This is a genomic window from Auraticoccus cholistanensis, from assembly GCF_009742705.1.
GTDB classification, from domain to species: Bacteria; Actinomycetota; Actinomycetes; order Propionibacteriales; family Propionibacteriaceae; genus Auraticoccus; species Auraticoccus cholistanensis.
The window spans coordinates 487,015-501,715 of sequence record NZ_WPCU01000005.1 but is presented as its reverse complement, the minus strand read 5'-3'; the positions used below and the strand labels follow the sequence as shown (position 1 = coordinate 501,715).

The 14,701-nt window shown below is 75.6% G+C and carries 11 protein-coding genes; 7 read left to right on the top strand and 4 right to left on the bottom strand.

Features of this window, described 5'->3' with window-relative positions:
* Positions 1 to 101 precede the first annotated feature (101 nt).
* Positions 102 to 2,654: an alpha-glucan family phosphorylase gene (gene glgP, locus GC722_RS08225; protein ID WP_331714547.1), complete on the top strand. Its 2,553-nt coding sequence runs from the start codon at positions 102 to 104 to the stop codon at positions 2,652 to 2,654.
* A 33-nt stretch (positions 2,655 to 2,687) separates the two neighbouring features.
* Here the strand turns inward: glgP and glgX are convergent, their stop codons facing one another.
* Entirely contained in the window at positions 2,688 to 4,742 is a 2,055-nt protein-coding gene (gene glgX / locus GC722_RS08220) for a glycogen debranching protein GlgX (protein ID WP_156609474.1), read from the bottom strand.
* A gap of 125 nt (positions 4,743 to 4,867) precedes the next feature.
* Here glgX and GC722_RS08215 point away from each other — a divergent pair, with 125 nt between their 5' ends.
* From GC722_RS08215 to GC722_RS19215, 3 genes are read left to right on the top strand one after another with little or no spacing between them, the layout of a single operon-like run.
* Positions 4,868 to 5,677 (top strand): enoyl-CoA hydratase/isomerase family protein, encoded by an 810-nt coding sequence (locus GC722_RS08215; RefSeq protein ID WP_156609473.1) that lies wholly within the window; start codon positions 4,868 to 4,870, stop codon positions 5,675 to 5,677.
* Positions 5,667 to 6,632 (top strand): class I SAM-dependent methyltransferase, encoded by a 966-nt coding sequence (locus GC722_RS08210; protein ID WP_331714546.1) that lies wholly within the window; start codon positions 5,667 to 5,669, stop codon positions 6,630 to 6,632. Before GC722_RS08215 ends, GC722_RS08210 begins: the two co-directional genes overlap by 11 nt.
* Positions 6,629 to 7,336 carry an acyltransferase gene (locus GC722_RS19215; RefSeq protein ID WP_197429906.1) on the top strand — a complete coding sequence of 236 codons (708 nt, stop codon included), beginning with the start codon at positions 6,629 to 6,631 and terminating at the stop codon, positions 7,334 to 7,336. Before GC722_RS08210 ends, GC722_RS19215 begins: the two co-directional genes overlap by 4 nt.
* Before the next feature lie 25 nt (positions 7,337 to 7,361).
* Here GC722_RS19215 and GC722_RS08200 read toward each other — a convergent pair whose 3' ends face one another.
* Entirely contained in the window at positions 7,362 to 8,360 is a 999-nt protein-coding gene (locus GC722_RS08200) for a hypothetical protein (protein WP_197429905.1), read from the bottom strand.
* Positions 8,361 to 8,508: 148 nt separating this feature from the next.
* Between GC722_RS08200 and GC722_RS08195 the strand changes: the two genes are divergently transcribed.
* The 3 genes from GC722_RS08195 to GC722_RS08185 are packed head-to-tail and all read left to right on the top strand — an operon-like array spanning position 8,509 to position 11,816.
* Positions 8,509 to 9,654, top strand: a complete 1,146-nt coding sequence (locus GC722_RS08195; protein ID WP_331714545.1) for a cysteine desulfurase family protein — start codon at positions 8,509 to 8,511, stop codon at positions 9,652 to 9,654.
* Between the two features lie 24 nt (positions 9,655 to 9,678).
* Entirely contained in the window at positions 9,679 to 10,794 is a 1,116-nt protein-coding gene (gene mnmA, locus GC722_RS08190) for a tRNA 2-thiouridine(34) synthase MnmA (RefSeq protein ID WP_156609470.1), read from the top strand.
* Positions 10,791 to 11,816, top strand: coding sequence for a uroporphyrinogen decarboxylase/cobalamine-independent methonine synthase family protein (locus GC722_RS08185; RefSeq protein ID WP_331714544.1), 1,026 nt, complete (start codon positions 10,791 to 10,793; stop codon positions 11,814 to 11,816). Before mnmA ends, GC722_RS08185 begins: the two co-directional genes overlap by 4 nt.
* Here GC722_RS08185 and GC722_RS08180 read toward each other — a convergent pair.
* Positions 11,794 to 12,498: a hypothetical protein gene (locus GC722_RS08180; protein ID WP_156609469.1), complete on the bottom strand. Its 705-nt coding sequence runs from the start codon at positions 12,496 to 12,498 to the stop codon at positions 11,794 to 11,796. The two genes, GC722_RS08185 and GC722_RS08180, sit on opposite strands and share 23 nt — an antisense overlap.
* On the bottom strand, positions 12,495 to 14,669 hold the full coding sequence (gene ligA, locus GC722_RS08175; RefSeq protein ID WP_331714543.1) for an NAD-dependent DNA ligase LigA: 2,175 nt from the start codon (positions 14,667 to 14,669) through the stop codon (positions 12,495 to 12,497). The genes GC722_RS08180 and ligA overlap by 4 nt, the downstream gene beginning before the upstream one ends.
* Positions 14,670 to 14,701: the final 32 nt, after the last annotated feature.

Here is a 14,701-nt window from a genome sequence, read left to right as displayed (position 1 = left end):
CCGCCGCCCGGCGGGGCCGGGGAGGGTCGGGCTTCGGCACAGGCGCCCACCGCCGTCGCGACCCTCCTGACACCTCGGGGAGGGACCAGTAGCCTCCTTCCGTGCGCGCACTCCGACGGCTGAACGTCCACCCCGTCCTCCCCGAGGCCCTGAGCCCGCTGGCCACGCTGGCGCGGAACCTGCGCTGGTCCTGGCACACCGAGACCCAGGAGCTGTTCCGCTCGGTCGACCCCCAGCTGTGGGAGGCGGCCGGGCACGACCCGCTGCGGCTGCTCGCCCAGGTCGACCCCGCCCGGCTGCAGGTGCTGGCCGAGGACCGCCGCTTCGTGCGCCAGGTCTCGCTGCGGGAGGCCGACCTCGCCGAGTACCTGAGCGCCGACCTGTGGTTCCAGCGGCACGCGGCCGAGAACCCGGCCGCGCCGGCGGCGATCGGCTACTTCTCCGCCGAGTTCGGCGTCTCCGACGTGCTGCCGCAGTACTCCGGAGGTCTCGGCATCCTCGCCGGCGACCACCTCAAGGCCGCCAGCGACCTCGGGGTGCCGATCGTGGGCGTGGGGCTGCTGTACCGGCACGGCTACTTCCGCCAGTCCCTCGACGCCGGCGGCTGGCAGCAGGAGCGCTACCCCCTGCTCGACCCCAGCGCGATGCCGCTGACGCTGCTCACCGCCGACGGCAGCCCGGTCACCGTCGAGGTGCCGCTGCACGGGCGCACCCTGCAGGCCCAGATCTGGGTGGCCCAGGTCGGGCGGGTCCCGCTGCTGATGCTCGACTCCGACATCGAGGCCAACAGCGAGACCGACCGCCACGTCACCGACCGGCTGTACGGCGGCGGCGCCGACCACCGGCTGGCGCAGGAGGTGCTGCTCGGCATCGGCGGCGTGCGGGCGCTGCGGGCGTGGTGCCGGGTCAGCGGGCACCCCGCGCCCGAGGTGTACCACGCCAACGAGGGCCACGCCGGCTTCCTCGGGCTGGAGCGCATCCGCGAGCAGATGGCGGCCGGCCACGACTTCGACTCGGCCCTGGAGCTGACCCGCACCGGCAACGTCTTCACCACCCACACCCCGGTGCCGGCCGGCATCGACCGGTTCGACCGGGCCATGGTCGAGAGCCAGTTCGCCGACTTCGCGCCGCTGCCGCTGGAGCGGGTGCTGGCCCTCGGCGCGGAGGACTACGAGGGGGGCGACCCCTCCCGGTTCAACATGGCGGTGATGGGCTTCCGGCTCGGCCAGCGCGCCAACGGCGTCTCCCGGCTGCACGGGGAGGTCTCGCGGGAGATGTTCTCCGGGCTGTGGCCGGGGTTCGACACCACGGAGGTGCCGATCGGCTCCATCACCAACGGCGTGCACCACCCGACCTGGGTGCACCCCGCCCTGCTGAAGCTGCTCGAGCTGCCGGCCGGTGAGGAGGAGATGGCCCCCGACGGCTACGACTGGGACGCCCTGCAGCACGTCGACGCCGACACCATCTGGACGATGAAGCGCCGGATGCGGGCCGACCTGGTGACCATGGCGCGGCAGCGGCTCTCGGCCAGCGTCCGCCAGCGGGGGCTGCCCGGCGGGACGGAGTGGATCTCCCGCGCACTCGACCCCGGCGTGCTGACGCTCGGCTTCGCCCGTCGCGGGGCCTCCTACAAGCGGCTGACGCTGATGCTGCGCGACCCCGAGCGGCTGATCCGGCTGCTCAACCACCCCACCACCCCGATCCAGATCGTGGTGGCCGGCAAGGCGCACCCGGCCGACGACACCGGCAAGTCGCTGATCCAGCAGATGGTGCGCTTCGCCGACCGCGAGGACGTCCGCGAGCGGCTGGTGTTCCTGCCCGACTACGACATCTCGATGGCCCGGCTGCTCTACCCGGGCTGCGACGTGTGGATGAACAACCCGCTGCGGCCCTTCGAGGCCTGCGGGACCTCGGGGATGAAGGCGGCGCTCAACGGGGCGGCGAACCTGTCCATCCGCGACGGCTGGTGGGACGAGTGGTCCGACCCGCGCTGCGGCTGGGACATCCCCTCCGCGGAGAGCATCGCCGACCCGGACCAGCGCGACGCCGCCGAGGCCGAGACGCTGTACTCGATCATCGAGAACCAGGTGGTGCCCCGGTTCTACGACCGCGACGTCAACGGGGTGCCGCAGGGCTGGGTGCGGCTGATCCGCGACACCATCTCGGTGCTGGGGCCCAAGGTGCTGGCCTCGCGGATGGTGCGCGACTACGTCACCGGCCTCTACGACCCGGCGGCCGTCGCCGCCCGCGGCCTGGACGGCGAGCAGGCCGAGGCGCTGGCCGCCTGGAAGCGGCGGGTGCGGGCCGGCTGGCCGCAGGTGAAGGTGCTGCACGCGGAGAGCTCGGGCGGGCAGAGCGTCGAGGTCGGCCGGCCGCTCAGCTTCACCGCCCAGGTGCACCTGGGCGAGCTGTCGCCGGAGGACGTCGAGGTGCAGGTGGTCACCGGCGACCTGGACGGCGACGACGAGCTGCGCAACATCACGAGCCGGGCCTTCACCTCCTGCAGCGACCTGGGTGACGGCACCTGGCGCTACGCCGCCGAGCTGCCCGTCCGCCAGACCGGCTCGCGCGGGTTCACCGTCCGGGTCGTGCCCAGCCACCCCCGGCTGTCGGTCGCGGCCGAGCTGGGGCTGGCCACGCTGCCCGACCACTGACGGGCCGGGGCGCGTCCGCGGCCGCGGAGCCGGTCAGCGGGGTGAGCGCAGCACGACCACCGCGGCGCCCTGCAGCCGCAGCGTGCCGCCGTCCAGGGCGGCCCTGCCGCTGGTGTCGAGCAGCAGCTCCCACCGCTGCGCCAGCGGCTGCCCGGGCAGGTGCAGCAGCGGCGAGCCGCCCTGCGCGCTGAGCCAGACGAGCAGGGCCTCCTGCTCGTCGCTGCGGTACATGCCGAGCAGGTGGCGGTGCGGGTCCGCCCACCGGTGCACGTCCATCCGCGCCACCCCGCCCGGCTGGTGCGCGTCGGCCTCGCCGCTGAGCCACAGCAGCTGGGCGACGCCGTCGCCGTGCTGGCGGCGCTCCCCACGCAGCAGCGGGTGCTCGCGGCGCAGCCGCAGCAGCTCCCGGGTGGTGTCGAGCACGTCCTGCCAGGGCTCGGACCAGTCGAGCCAGGTGAGCTCGTCGTCGTGGCAGTAGGCGTTGTTGTTCCCGCGCTGGGTCCGCCCCAGCTCGTCCCCGCCCGTGATCATCGGCGAGCCGGCCGAGAGCAGCAGGGTGGCCATCAGGTGGCGGACGTGGGCGTGGCGGGCCGCCACCACGGCCGGGTCGTCGGTCTCGCCCTCGACGCCGTGGTTGACCGAGCGGTTGTCGTCGCTGCCGTCGCGGTTGTGCTCGCCGTTGGCCAGGTTGTGCTTGTGCTCGTAGCTCACCAGGTCCCGCAGCGTGAAGCCGTCGTGGGCGGTGACGAAGTTGAGGCTGCTGCCGGTCCGGCGGCTGCCCGGGTCGAACAGGTCGGCCGAGCCGCTCAGCCGCGTGGCCAGCTCGCGCACGCCGTCGGCCCGCCCCCGCCAGAAGTCGCGGACCAGACCGCGGTAGCGGTCGTTCCACTCCGCCCACGGTTCGCCGAAGCGGCCGACCAGGTAGCCGCCGGTCCCCAGGTCCCACGGCTCGCTGATCAGCCGCACACCGCTCAGCACCGGGTCGCGGCGGATCTCGCGGAGGAAGGGGTGGTCCAGGTCGACGGCGTGGGACCCGTCGCGGACCAGCGTGCTGGCCAGGTCGAAGCGGAACCCGTCCACCCCCATCTCGGTCACCCAGTAGCGCAGCGAGTCCAGCACGAAAGCCAGCACGCCGGGCTCGGAGGTGTCGACGGAGTTGCCGCAGCCGGTGGTGTCGACCTGGCGGCCGTGGTCGTCCAGCCGGTACCAGTGCGAGTTCGCCAGCCCGCGGAAGGACAGCGTCGGCCCGGTCTGGTCGCCCTCGGCGGTGTGGTTGAGCACCACGTCGAGGACGACCTCGATGCCTGCCCGGTGCAGGGCGCTGACCATGTCGACGAACTCGGTCACCTGCCCGCCGGTGCTGCCGGAGGAGGAGTAGCCGGCGTGCGGGGCGAAGAAGCCCAGGGTGTTGTAGCCCCAGTAGTTGCTGAGCCCGCGCTCGACCAGGTGGGGTTCGGAGACGAAGTGCTGCACCGGCAGCAGCTCCACGGCGGTGACCCCCAGCGACCGCAGGTGATCCACCACGGCCGGGTGGGCGAAGCCGGCGTAGCTGCCGCGCAGCCGGGGCGGCACCTCCGGGTGCAGCCGCGTGGTGCCGGCCAGGTGGGTCTCGTAGACCACGAGGTCCCCGCCGGCCGGACGGCTCAACGGCTCCGGCGGCCGGTGCGGCGCCACCACGACCCCCACCGGCACGTGGCCGAGCGAGTCCCGGTCGCAGCGCTGGTCCGGGTGGCCGGGGACGTGGTCGCGGACCGGCCCGGACAGGTCCAGCTCGCCGGTCACCGCCCGCGCGCGGGGGTCCAGCAGCAGCTTGGCCGGGTTGGCCCGCAGCCCGCGCGCCGGGTCCCAGGTGCCGTGCACCCGGTAGCCGTAGCGCTGGCCGGCACCGACGCCGGCGACGGTGGTCTCCCAGGTGCCGTCCTCGCCCTCGGCCAGGTCGAGCGTCTGGCCCGGGCGGTGCTGCTCGTCCAGCAGCACCAGCTGCACCCGGGTGGCCCCCGGCGCCCACAGCCCGAACCGGGTGCCCTCGGCCAGCGGCGTCGCGCCCAGGCGGGACGTGTCGGCGGGGGCGGTCACGCACACGTCCATGGTCTTTCCTCTCCTGCCCCGGCCGGCGGCCGGGGAGCACAGTCTGCCCCACGCAGGTCCAGCGCGCGGGCCGTTGACGCATCGCCCCGCGTGCACCGGGGAGGAGGCCCACTACAGTGCGCTGCATGAGCACCGATCCGCACGTGGTCGACTGCGGCACGCCGGCCGTCCGGCTGACGGTGGACGCCGGCGTGGCGGAGCTGCGGCTGGACCGGCCCCGGGTCAACGCCATCGACGCCGAGGTGGTCGAGGGGCTCCGCCGGGCCGCCGACTGGCTGTCGACCGCGGAGGAGGCCGCCGCCGTGGTGCTCACCGGCGGGGACCGGGTGTTCGCCGCCGGAGCCGACATCAAGCAGATGGCCGGGCTCGACCACGCGGCCGCGGTGGGCTGGTCGGGCCGGCTGCAGAGCACCTTCGCGATGCTGGCGGGGCTGCCCCAGCCGGTGGTCGCCGCGGTGGCCGGCTACGCGCTCGGCGGCGGCTGCGAGCTCGCCCTCTGCGCCGACGTCCGCTTCGCCGCCGAGGACGCCGTGCTGGGCCAGCCCGAGATCCTGCTGGGGGTGATCCCGGGAGCCGGCGGGACCCAGCGGCTGAGCCGCCTGGTCGGGCCCAGCCGGGCCAAGGAGCTGGTGCTCACCGGGCGCCAGGTCCCCGCCCCGGAGGCGCTCGCGATCGGTCTGGTCGACCGGGTGCTGCCCGCCGGGGAGGTGCTGGCAGCCGCCCACGAGTGGGCCCGGCAGTTCGTCGGCGGGCCGCGGCTGGCGCTGCGGGCGGCCAAGGAGGCCGTCGACCAGGGGCTGGAGGTGGCGCTGCCGGTGGCGCTGGAGATCGAGCGCCAGCAGTTCGCCGCCCTGTTCGCCACCGAGGACCGCACGCGGGGCATGCAGTCCTTCCTGGAGCGGGGACCGGGGAAGGCGGAGTTCCGTGGCCGCTGAGCCGGCCGGGACGCCCGGCGCCCGCACCCCCGCCAGCCCCGAGCAGGTGGAGGCCGCCTGGCACGACACGAAGCTGGCCCAGGTGCTGTACCACGACTGGGAGTCCGGCAGCTACGACGACAAGTGGTCGATCTCCTTCGACGACCGCTGCACCGACTACGCCCGGCAGCGGTTCGAGGGCGCGGCCGGACGGACGTCGCAGCCCTACCCGCTCAGCCTCGAGATCGGTGCCGGGACCGGTTTCTTCACCCTCAACCTGATGCGCGCCGGGCTGGTCCGCCGCGCCTGCGTCACCGACATCTCCGCCGGCATGGTGGAGGTGGCGCTGGCCAACGCCGCCCGGCTGGGCTTCGACGTCGAGGGGCGCGTGGCGGACGCGGAGGCGCTGCCGTTCGAGGACGACACCTTCGACCTGGTGGTGGGTCACGCGGTCATCCACCACATCCCCGACGTGGCGCGGGCCTTCCGCGAGATCGCGCGGGTGCTCAAGCCCGGCGGGCGGGTCGTGGTCTGCGGCGAGCCGACCCGCGTCGGGCACCGCATCGCGCGCCGGCTGTCGACCCTCACCTGGCGTGGCACCCGCGCGCTGACCCGGGTGCCCCGGCTGCGGGAGTGGGTCCGGCCGGAGCAGGAGCTCGACGAGTCCAGCCGGGCCGCCGCCCTGGAGGCCGTGGTCGACCTGCACACCTTCGACCCCGAGGAGCTGGCCGAGCTCGTCCGCGGGACCGGGCTGGCGGGCGTGCGCACCAGCAGCGACGAGCTGACCGCGGCCTGGTGGGGCTGGCCGGTGCGCACCCTCGAGGCGGCGCTGACCGAGGAGCGGCTGGGGCTGCGGTGGCGGTTCTTCGCCTACCGCTCCTGGCTGGCCCTGGACCGGCTGGACCGCCGGCTGACCCGCGTGGTGCCGGGCGCCCTCTACTACAACGTGTCCGTCACCGCGTTCAAGCCGCGGTGACCGCCGCGTCCGCCCCGGTCCGGGCCTGGCGGACGCTGCGCTGGCTGCTCCGGCGCCGCTGGCTGCGCCCGGTCTACCTGCGGGCCTGGTGGCGCTACCGGCTGGCCCGGCTGCGCTGGCCGCGGGTGGAGTTCGACGGGTTCGTCTTCCTCGGCCGCGACGTCGAGCTCACGGTCGCCCCGGGCGCACGGCTGCGGATCGGGGCGTGGACGCACCTGGCGGACCGGGTGAAGCTCCGCGCCCACGCCGGCACGGTGGAGGTCGGGCCCAAGTGCGTGCTCGGCTACGACCTGACCCTCAACGCCCACCTCGACATCCGCATCGGGGCGGCCACGATCATCGGCGACCGGGTGTACCTGTGCGACTTCGACCACGTGCACGCCGACCCGGCCACCCCCATCAAGGACCAGGGGCTGGTCCGCTCGGCGGTGCGCATCGGCCCGGACTGCTGGCTGGGTACGGGGGTGACCGTGGTCCGCGGCACGGACGTGGGCGCCGGCTCGGTGCTGGCCGCGCACACCGTGGCGCGCGGGCGCTACCCGGCCGGGTCGGTGGTGGCCGGGGTCCCCGGGCGGGTGGTGGCCGACCGGGCGGAGCGCTGGCGCCGGGACGCCGAGGTGCGCGCCTACGTCGACGCCCTGGGCGCCGAGGCCGAGGAGCGGGTGCGCCGGCTGGTGGCCGGCGAGGACCCGGAGGAGGGCTGAGCCCCGACGGCCGCGGCGGCGCCGCTCAGCCGGCGGTCACCTCCAGCGGTTCGCTGTCCAGGTCGAGGGAGTAGTCCGCGCCCAGGTAGGTCCGGATCTCCCCGTCCTGGGTGCCGTCCTCGAAGTCGCTGGTGTAGCGGTAGCTGAATGTCAGCTGCCCGCTGACGTAGGCGGTGGCCACCGTCGGGTCCTCGTAGTCCAGCCGCGGCTCGAAGCCGGCGAGCAGCTCGTCGTCGGCCTCCCAGCTGCCGCTGCCCTTCTTCACCTCGTAGCTGGAGGACACGCTGGCCGCGAACGGGCAGCCCTTCGGCTCCGGCGAGCTGGAGGCCAGGCACTTGTCGAGGTGCGCCTCCACGAGCTCGGTGAAGGCGGTGACGCCCTCCTCGGTGATGTCGAGGGCCAGGTCGCTGGTGTCGAGGTAGGCGTCGGGGTCCTTCACCAGCAGCTGCCCGGACCCGTAGGCGAGGTACTCGTTGCCGGTCTCGACCGCGTACACCCCCGGGAAGAGGGTCACGGAGTCGCCGGCCACGTCGGTGCCGGCGACCGTCAGCGGCAGCGCCTCGGTGCGCAGCCGGCTGACGTCGAGGGTGGCCGCCACCGTCTCGAGCTGGTAGCCGCCCGGCACCTCGGCCACCCGGAAGCGGCGGGTGACCTGCTCCTCACCCAGGCGGTAGCTGGCCTCCACCGAGGAGCCCGCGTCGGTGTCGGGCACCGTGATGGCCGAGAGCGGGGCGATCTGCTGGCTGGCGCGCAGCACCTCGTCGGTGAGCAGGGTGCGGTCCGCGGGCTGGGTGGCCGCCTCGGCCAGCGCGGCCCCGGCGTCCGCGGCGGCCAGCGCCTCCAGGTAGCGGCGGACGGTGTCCGACGGCCGGGCCGCCACCGGCGGCGGCTCGGGTGCCGAGGGGTCGTCGGGAGCCGTCCTGCCGTTGAGCACCGCCACCCCGCCGAGCACGCCGAGCAGCGAGGACAGCAGCACCGACACCAGCGTGACGACGACGCGTCGTCCCCACCGGGGTCCGGTCACGGCCGGCTGTGCCCAGGGTCCGGGCGTGCTCATCGTCACCTCGACTGCGGTCGGCGTGCGCCGGCTCCTGCGGCCGGCCGGGCTCAGCGTAGTGGTCGACGGTGGCGGGAACCGTCACGCCCGCGGGTGGGTGGGGGAGGATGGCCCCGTGAGCGCGAGGGTGTACCTGGACCACGCCGCCGGCACGGTGGTGTCGCCGGCCGCGCGCACGGCGCTGGTCGAGGGGCTGGCGCTGACCGGCAACCCGTCCTCGCTGCACGCCTCCGGACGCGCCGCCCGGCGGCTGCTGGAGGAGTCCCGCGAGTCGCTGGCGGCCAGTCTGGGTGCCCACCCGGGCGAGGTGGTGCTGACCTCGGGGGGCACCGAGGGCGACAACCTGGCGGTGCGGGGCGGCTGGCGGGCCCGTCGCGCCGAGGGCCGGGACGCGGTGGCGGTGTCCACGGTGGAGCACCTGGCCGTGGCGGCGACCGCCGCCGCCCTCGCCGAGGACGGCGGGCGGGTCGTCGGGCTGGGCGTGGACGCCGACGGCCGGGTCCGCGAGGACGTCTGGGACCGGGTGGACGAGCGCGTCGCGGTGGCCTCGGTGATGTGGGTCAACAACGAGACCGGCACCCTGCAGCCGCTCGACCGGCTCGTCGAGGCCTGCCGCCGCAGCGGCGCCTGGAGCCACAGCGACGCCGTCCAGGCCGTGGGCGTGCTCGACGTCGACTTCGCCGCCTCGGGCCTGGACCTGCTCACCGTCTCCGGGCACAAGCTCGGCGCCCCGGTCGGCGTGGGCGCGCTGCTGGTGCGCCGGGAGGTGCGGCTGCACCCGGTCGGCTCCGGCGGCGGGCAGGAGCGCGACATCCGCTCCGGCACCGTGCCGGCCGCCCTCGCCGCCGCCCTCGCCGCCGCCTGCGCCGAGGCCGTGGCGGGCCGCGCCGAGCACCGGCGGCGGGCGTCGGAGCTGACCGGACGGCTGCTGGCCGGGCTGGCCGCCAGCGGCCTGGAGGGCTGGCGCCGCAACGGCGGGGGCGAGGTCAGCCCGGCCGTGGTCAACCTCGGGTTCGAGGGCGTGCGCGCCGACGACCTGCTGATGCTGCTGGACGCCGCCGGCATCGACTGCTCCACCGGCTCGGCGTGCTCGGCCGGGGTGGTGCAGCCCAGCGCGGTGCTGCTGGCCGCCGGTGCGGACGAGGCGACCGCCCGCTCGGCGCTGCGGTTCTCCTTCGGCCCCACCACCACGGCCGAGGACGTCGACGCGCTGCTGCGCGTGCTGCCCGGGGCGGTCCGCACCGCTCGGCGGGTGGCCTGACGCGCGGCCGGTAACCTCGGGCCCATGAAGGTCTTGGCAGCCATGTCCGGCGGGGTGGACAGCGCCGTCGCGGCGGCGCGGATGGTGGAGGCCGGTCACGAGGTGACCGGCGTCCACCTGGCGCTGTCCCGCAACCCGCAGTCCTTCCGGACCGGGGCCCGTGGCTGCTGCTCCCGCGAGGACGCCCACGACGCCCGCCGCGCCGCCGACGTGCTGGGCATCCCCTTCTACGTCTGGGACCTCTCCGAGCGCTTCGCCGCCGACGTGGTGGACGACTTCGTGGCCGAGTACGCCGCCGGCCGGACCCCGAACCCCTGCCTGCGCTGCAACGAGAAGATCAAGTTCTCCGCCGTCCTCGAGCGCGGGCTCGCGCTCGGCTTCGACCGGGTGGCCACCGGGCACTACGCCCGGCTGCTCCCCGGCCCGGACGGGGTGGAGCTGCACCGCGCGGTGGACGGCGACAAGGACCAGTCCTACGTGCTCGGGGTGCTGGGGCCCGAGCAGCTGGCCCGCTCGGCCTTCCCGCTGGGGGACACCCCCAAGCCGCAGGTCCGCGCCGAGGCGGCGGCCCGCGGGCTGCTGGTCGCCGACAAGCCCGACAGCCACGACATCTGCTTCATCGCCGACGGGGACACCGCCGGCTTCCTCAGCTCCCGGCTCGGGTCGCAACCGGGTGCGGTGGTCGACACCGACGGCACGGTGCTCGGCTCCCACGAGGGCACCCACGGCTTCACCGTCGGCCAGCGGCGGGGGCTGCGCCTCGGCGTCCCCGCCCCCGACGGGCGACCCCGGTTCGTGCTCGACATCTCCCCGGCGGAGCGCACCGTCACCGTCGGCCCGCGGGAGGCGCTGGAGGTGCGCGAGCTGGAGGGCATCCGCCCCGGCTGGACCGGGCAGGCGCCGGTCGCGGAGTGGCACGGGACGGTGCAGCTGCGCGCCCACGGCGAGGCGCTGCCCGCCCGGGCGGAGCTGCGGGACGGCAGGCTGCTGGTCCGCCTCGAGCGGCCGGCCAGCGGGGTCGCACCCGGCCAGGCGGTCGTGCTCTACGACGGCACCCGCGTGGTCGGCAGCGCCACCATCGACTCCACCCGACACGGGACGACCGGCGCCCGGGACGCGCAGCCGGTGGCCGCCCGGTGAGCGGCGTCGGCGTCCGGGCCACCGGCACCGGCTCCTGGCCCGGCACCGACATGGCGGCCGCGCTCCGGCTGACGCTGGGCGAGCTGGGCGAGGCCGACGGCCCCGGGGTGCCGTACCTGCCCGAGCTGCCCGCCCGTGGCGTGCACGCCCAGCTCCTGGGCCGGAGCGGGGCGGTGCTCTCCGGGCTCAGCCTGGACCTGCAGCCGGCCGGCTGGCGGCTCACCGACGGCCCCGGCGTCGACGCCCGCCGGGCCCGCTCGCTGCTGCGCCAGGACCTGGACCTGCTCGAGGAGGCGGCGCAGGGCTACCGCGGCGCGTTCACGCTCACCTGCGCCGGTCCCTGGACGCTGGCCGCCGGGATCGAGCGTCCCCGCGGCGACCGGGTGCTGGCCGACTCCGGCGCCCGCCGGGAGCTGGGGCAGAGCCTGGCCGAGGGGCTGGCCGACCTCGTCGCCGAGGTGTCGCGGCGGCTGCCCGACCTGGAGCTGGCGGTGCAGCTGGACGAACCCCAGCTGCCGGCGGTGATGGCGGGCTCGATCCGGACCGCCAGCGGCTTCTCCCGCCACCGCCGGGTCGACCGCCCGGAGGTGTCGCAGGCCCTGCAGCAGGTCGTCGAGGCCGTGCTGGCCGCCGGCGGGCAGCGGGTGCGGCTGCACTGCTGCGCCCCGGGGCTCGACGTCGCGCTGGTGCTGGGCGCCGGCGTCGGCGGGCTGCTGCTCGACGCCGACCAGCTCACCGCGGCCGACCTCGACCGGCTGGCGGAGGCGCTGGAGTCCGGGGCGGTCGAGGTGGGGCTCGGCGTGCAGCCGACCGCCGTCCCCGACGCGCCGCTGACCCCGGACCAGCTGGCGACGCGGGCGCTGCGGGTGCTGCAGCCGCTGGAGCTGGGGCCGGACGTGGCCGGGCGGGTGCTGCTCACCCCGGCCTGCGGGCTGGCCGGCTGGAGCGCCGCCCCGGCCACCCGGACGCTGCGCGCCCTGGTGCGGGCGACCGCCGTCGTCACCGAGGAGCTGGGCCGCTGACCCCGGGCTCCCGGCCGGCCCGCGGCGGCATCCGCCGCAGCACCTCGACCCCCTGGGCGCGCGCCCGCTCGACGTCGGCCACCGGCACCTGACGGGCCTCGAGCAGCCGCAGCTCCTGGCTGAGCAGGTCGCGGGCCTGCCGGACCAGGTGCTGCTGGGGCCGCAGCTCGGTGGACCAGCCGCCGGCGCGGGAGGCCTCGGACTCGATCAGCCGCAGCTCGTCCTCCAGCAGCTCCAGGCAGGTCTCGGCCCGCCCGCGCGCCAGCAGCTGGTCCACCCCGACCCGGCCGAGCCGGACCAGGGCCAGCGCGACCAGCCCGAGCAGCCAGGCGAGGAAGCCGGCCGTGGACTCGCCCAGGTCGCCGGCGGCCCGGGCCAGCAGCGCCGTCACCCCGACCGCGCTGAGCAGCACGCCGAGGTCGCGGCCGTCGCTGCGGCGCCACGGCGTCGGTGCCGCCGGCGTCGCGGGGGTGCGGGCCCGGTTGGTGGTCAGGTGCACCACCGCCAGGGTGAGGGCGAAGGCGGCGATCGAGAGCCAGGTGGCGGTGCCCAGGCCGGTGAACACGGCCCCCAGCCCGAGCGCGGCCACGGCGGCGTAGAGCCCGCCGCCGACGGCGTCGAACACCCGGCCGGGCCGCGGCACGGCCGCGGCGGGGACCTGCTCCTCGCCGGGCAGCGTCACGACAGCCCTCCCGGGCCCTGGGCGAGCAGCACCTCGAACTGCTGCTCGGTCAGGATGGGGCGGCCCAGCTCGCGCGCCTTCGCCTCCTTGCTGCCGGCGCTCTCACCCACCACCACGTAGTCGGTCTTCTTCGACACCGAGCCCGACGCCTTCCCGCCACGGGCCAGGATGGCCTCCTTGATCTCGTCCCGGGTCCAGTTCTGCAGCGACCCGGTGACCACCAGCGTCAGCCCCTCCAGCGTCCGGGGGACGGAGGCGTCGACCTCGTCGGCCATCCGCACCCCGGCCGCCGCCCAGCGGTCGACGATCTCGCGGTGCCAGTCGACGCCGAACCACTCGACCACCGACTCGGCGATGATCCGGCCCACCCCCTCGATGCCGGCCAGCTCCTCGACGCCGGCGGAGCGGATCCGCTCCATCGACCGCAGCGACTGGGCCAGCGCGCGGGCGGCGGTGGGGCCGACGTGGCGGATGGACAGCGCCACCAGCACCCGCCACAGCGGCTGGCTCTTCGCCTTCTCGAGCTCCTCGAACAGGGTGAGCGTGGTGGCCCGCGGAGCCGGCGGCTGCTTCGCCGTGCCGCGGGTGTAGAAGAACGGCTCCAGCGCGGCCTCCTGCTCGACGCCGTTCTTCTTGCGGCGCCGCCACACCTGCACGCCGGCGACGTCCTCGACCCGGAGGTCGAACAGCCCCGCCTCGGAGGTCAGCACGGGCTGCTGGCGCTCGGTGGTGGCCTCGGGCGGACGCCCGTGCTCGGGGTCGGTCAGCGCGATGGAGGCCTCCCACCCCAGTGCCTCGATGTCGAGGCCGCCGCGGCCGGCCAGCGCGAACACCCGCTCGCGCAGCTGGGCGGGGCAGTGCTGGGCGTTGGGGCAGCGCCAGTCCTTGTCGCCCTCGCGGACGGGGCCGACGGGGGTGCCGCAGGAGGGGCAGGTGGTGGGCATGACGAACTCGCGGACGTCCGGACCCCGCAGCGCCAGCACCGGACCCAGCACCTCGGGGATCACGTCGCCCGCCTTGCGCACGATCACCGTGTCGCCGATCCGGACGTCCTTGCGCCTGACCTCGTAGCCGTTGTGCAGGGTGGCCATCTCGACCGTCGAGCCGGCCACCGTCACCGGCTCCATCACCGCGTACGGGGTGACCCGGCCGGTGCGGCCGATGTTGACGTCGATGTCGAGCAGCTTGGTCGTGACCTCCTCCGGCGGGTACTTGAAGGCGATCGCCCACCGCGGCGCCCGGCTGGTGGAGCCCAGCCGGCCCTGGGCGGAGAACTCGTCGACCTTGACCACCACGCCGTCGATCTCGTGCTCGACCGAGTGCCGGTTCTCCCCGTAGGAGGCGATGAACCGCTCGACCGAGTCGAGGTCGGGCAGCACCCGGGTGTGCGGGCTCGTCGGCAGGCCCCACCGGGCCAGCAGCGTGTACACCTCGGACTGGCTCCGCGCGGTGACGCCCTCGCGGGCGCCGATGCCGTGGACGTACATCGCCAGGTTCCGCGAGGCCGTGACCGCCGGGTCCTTCTGCCGCAGCGAGCCGGCGGCGGTGTTGCGGGGGTTGGCGTAGGGCGCCTTGCCGGCCGCGGCCTGCGCCTCGTTCAGCTTCTCGAACTCCGCCACCGGGAAGAAGACCTCGCCGCGGACCTCGACCAGGGCCGGCGGGTCGTCGGTGGCGAGGCGGTGCGGGATCGAGGCGATGGTGCGGGCGTTGGCGGTGATGTCCTCGCCGACCCGGCCGTCGCCGCGGGTGGCGGCCCTGACCAGCTCGCCGTGCTCGTAGACCAGCGCAACGGCCAGCCCGTCGATCTTGAGCTCGGTCAGGTAGCCGAACTCCACCTCGCCGAGCTCGCGCCGGACCCGGGCGTCCCACTCGGCCAGCTCGGCGCTGGTGAAGGCGTTGTCCAGGCTCATCATCCGCTGCAGGTGCTGCACCGGGCTGAAGGCGGCGCCGACCACCCCGCCGACGGTCTGGGTGGGGGAGTCGGGCCGGCGCAGCTGGGGGTGGGCCTCCTCCAGGGCGCGGAGCTCGCGCTCCAGCCGGTCGTAGTCGGCGTCGGACATCACCGGCGCGTCGTCGCCGTAGTAGGCCAGCCGGGCCTCCTCGAGCCGGGCGCTGAGCTCGGCCAGCCGCTGCTGCGTGGTGCGGTCCTCGTCCTGCGGTGCGTCGCTCACGGGCTCATTCTGCCCACCGGCACCGACAGCCG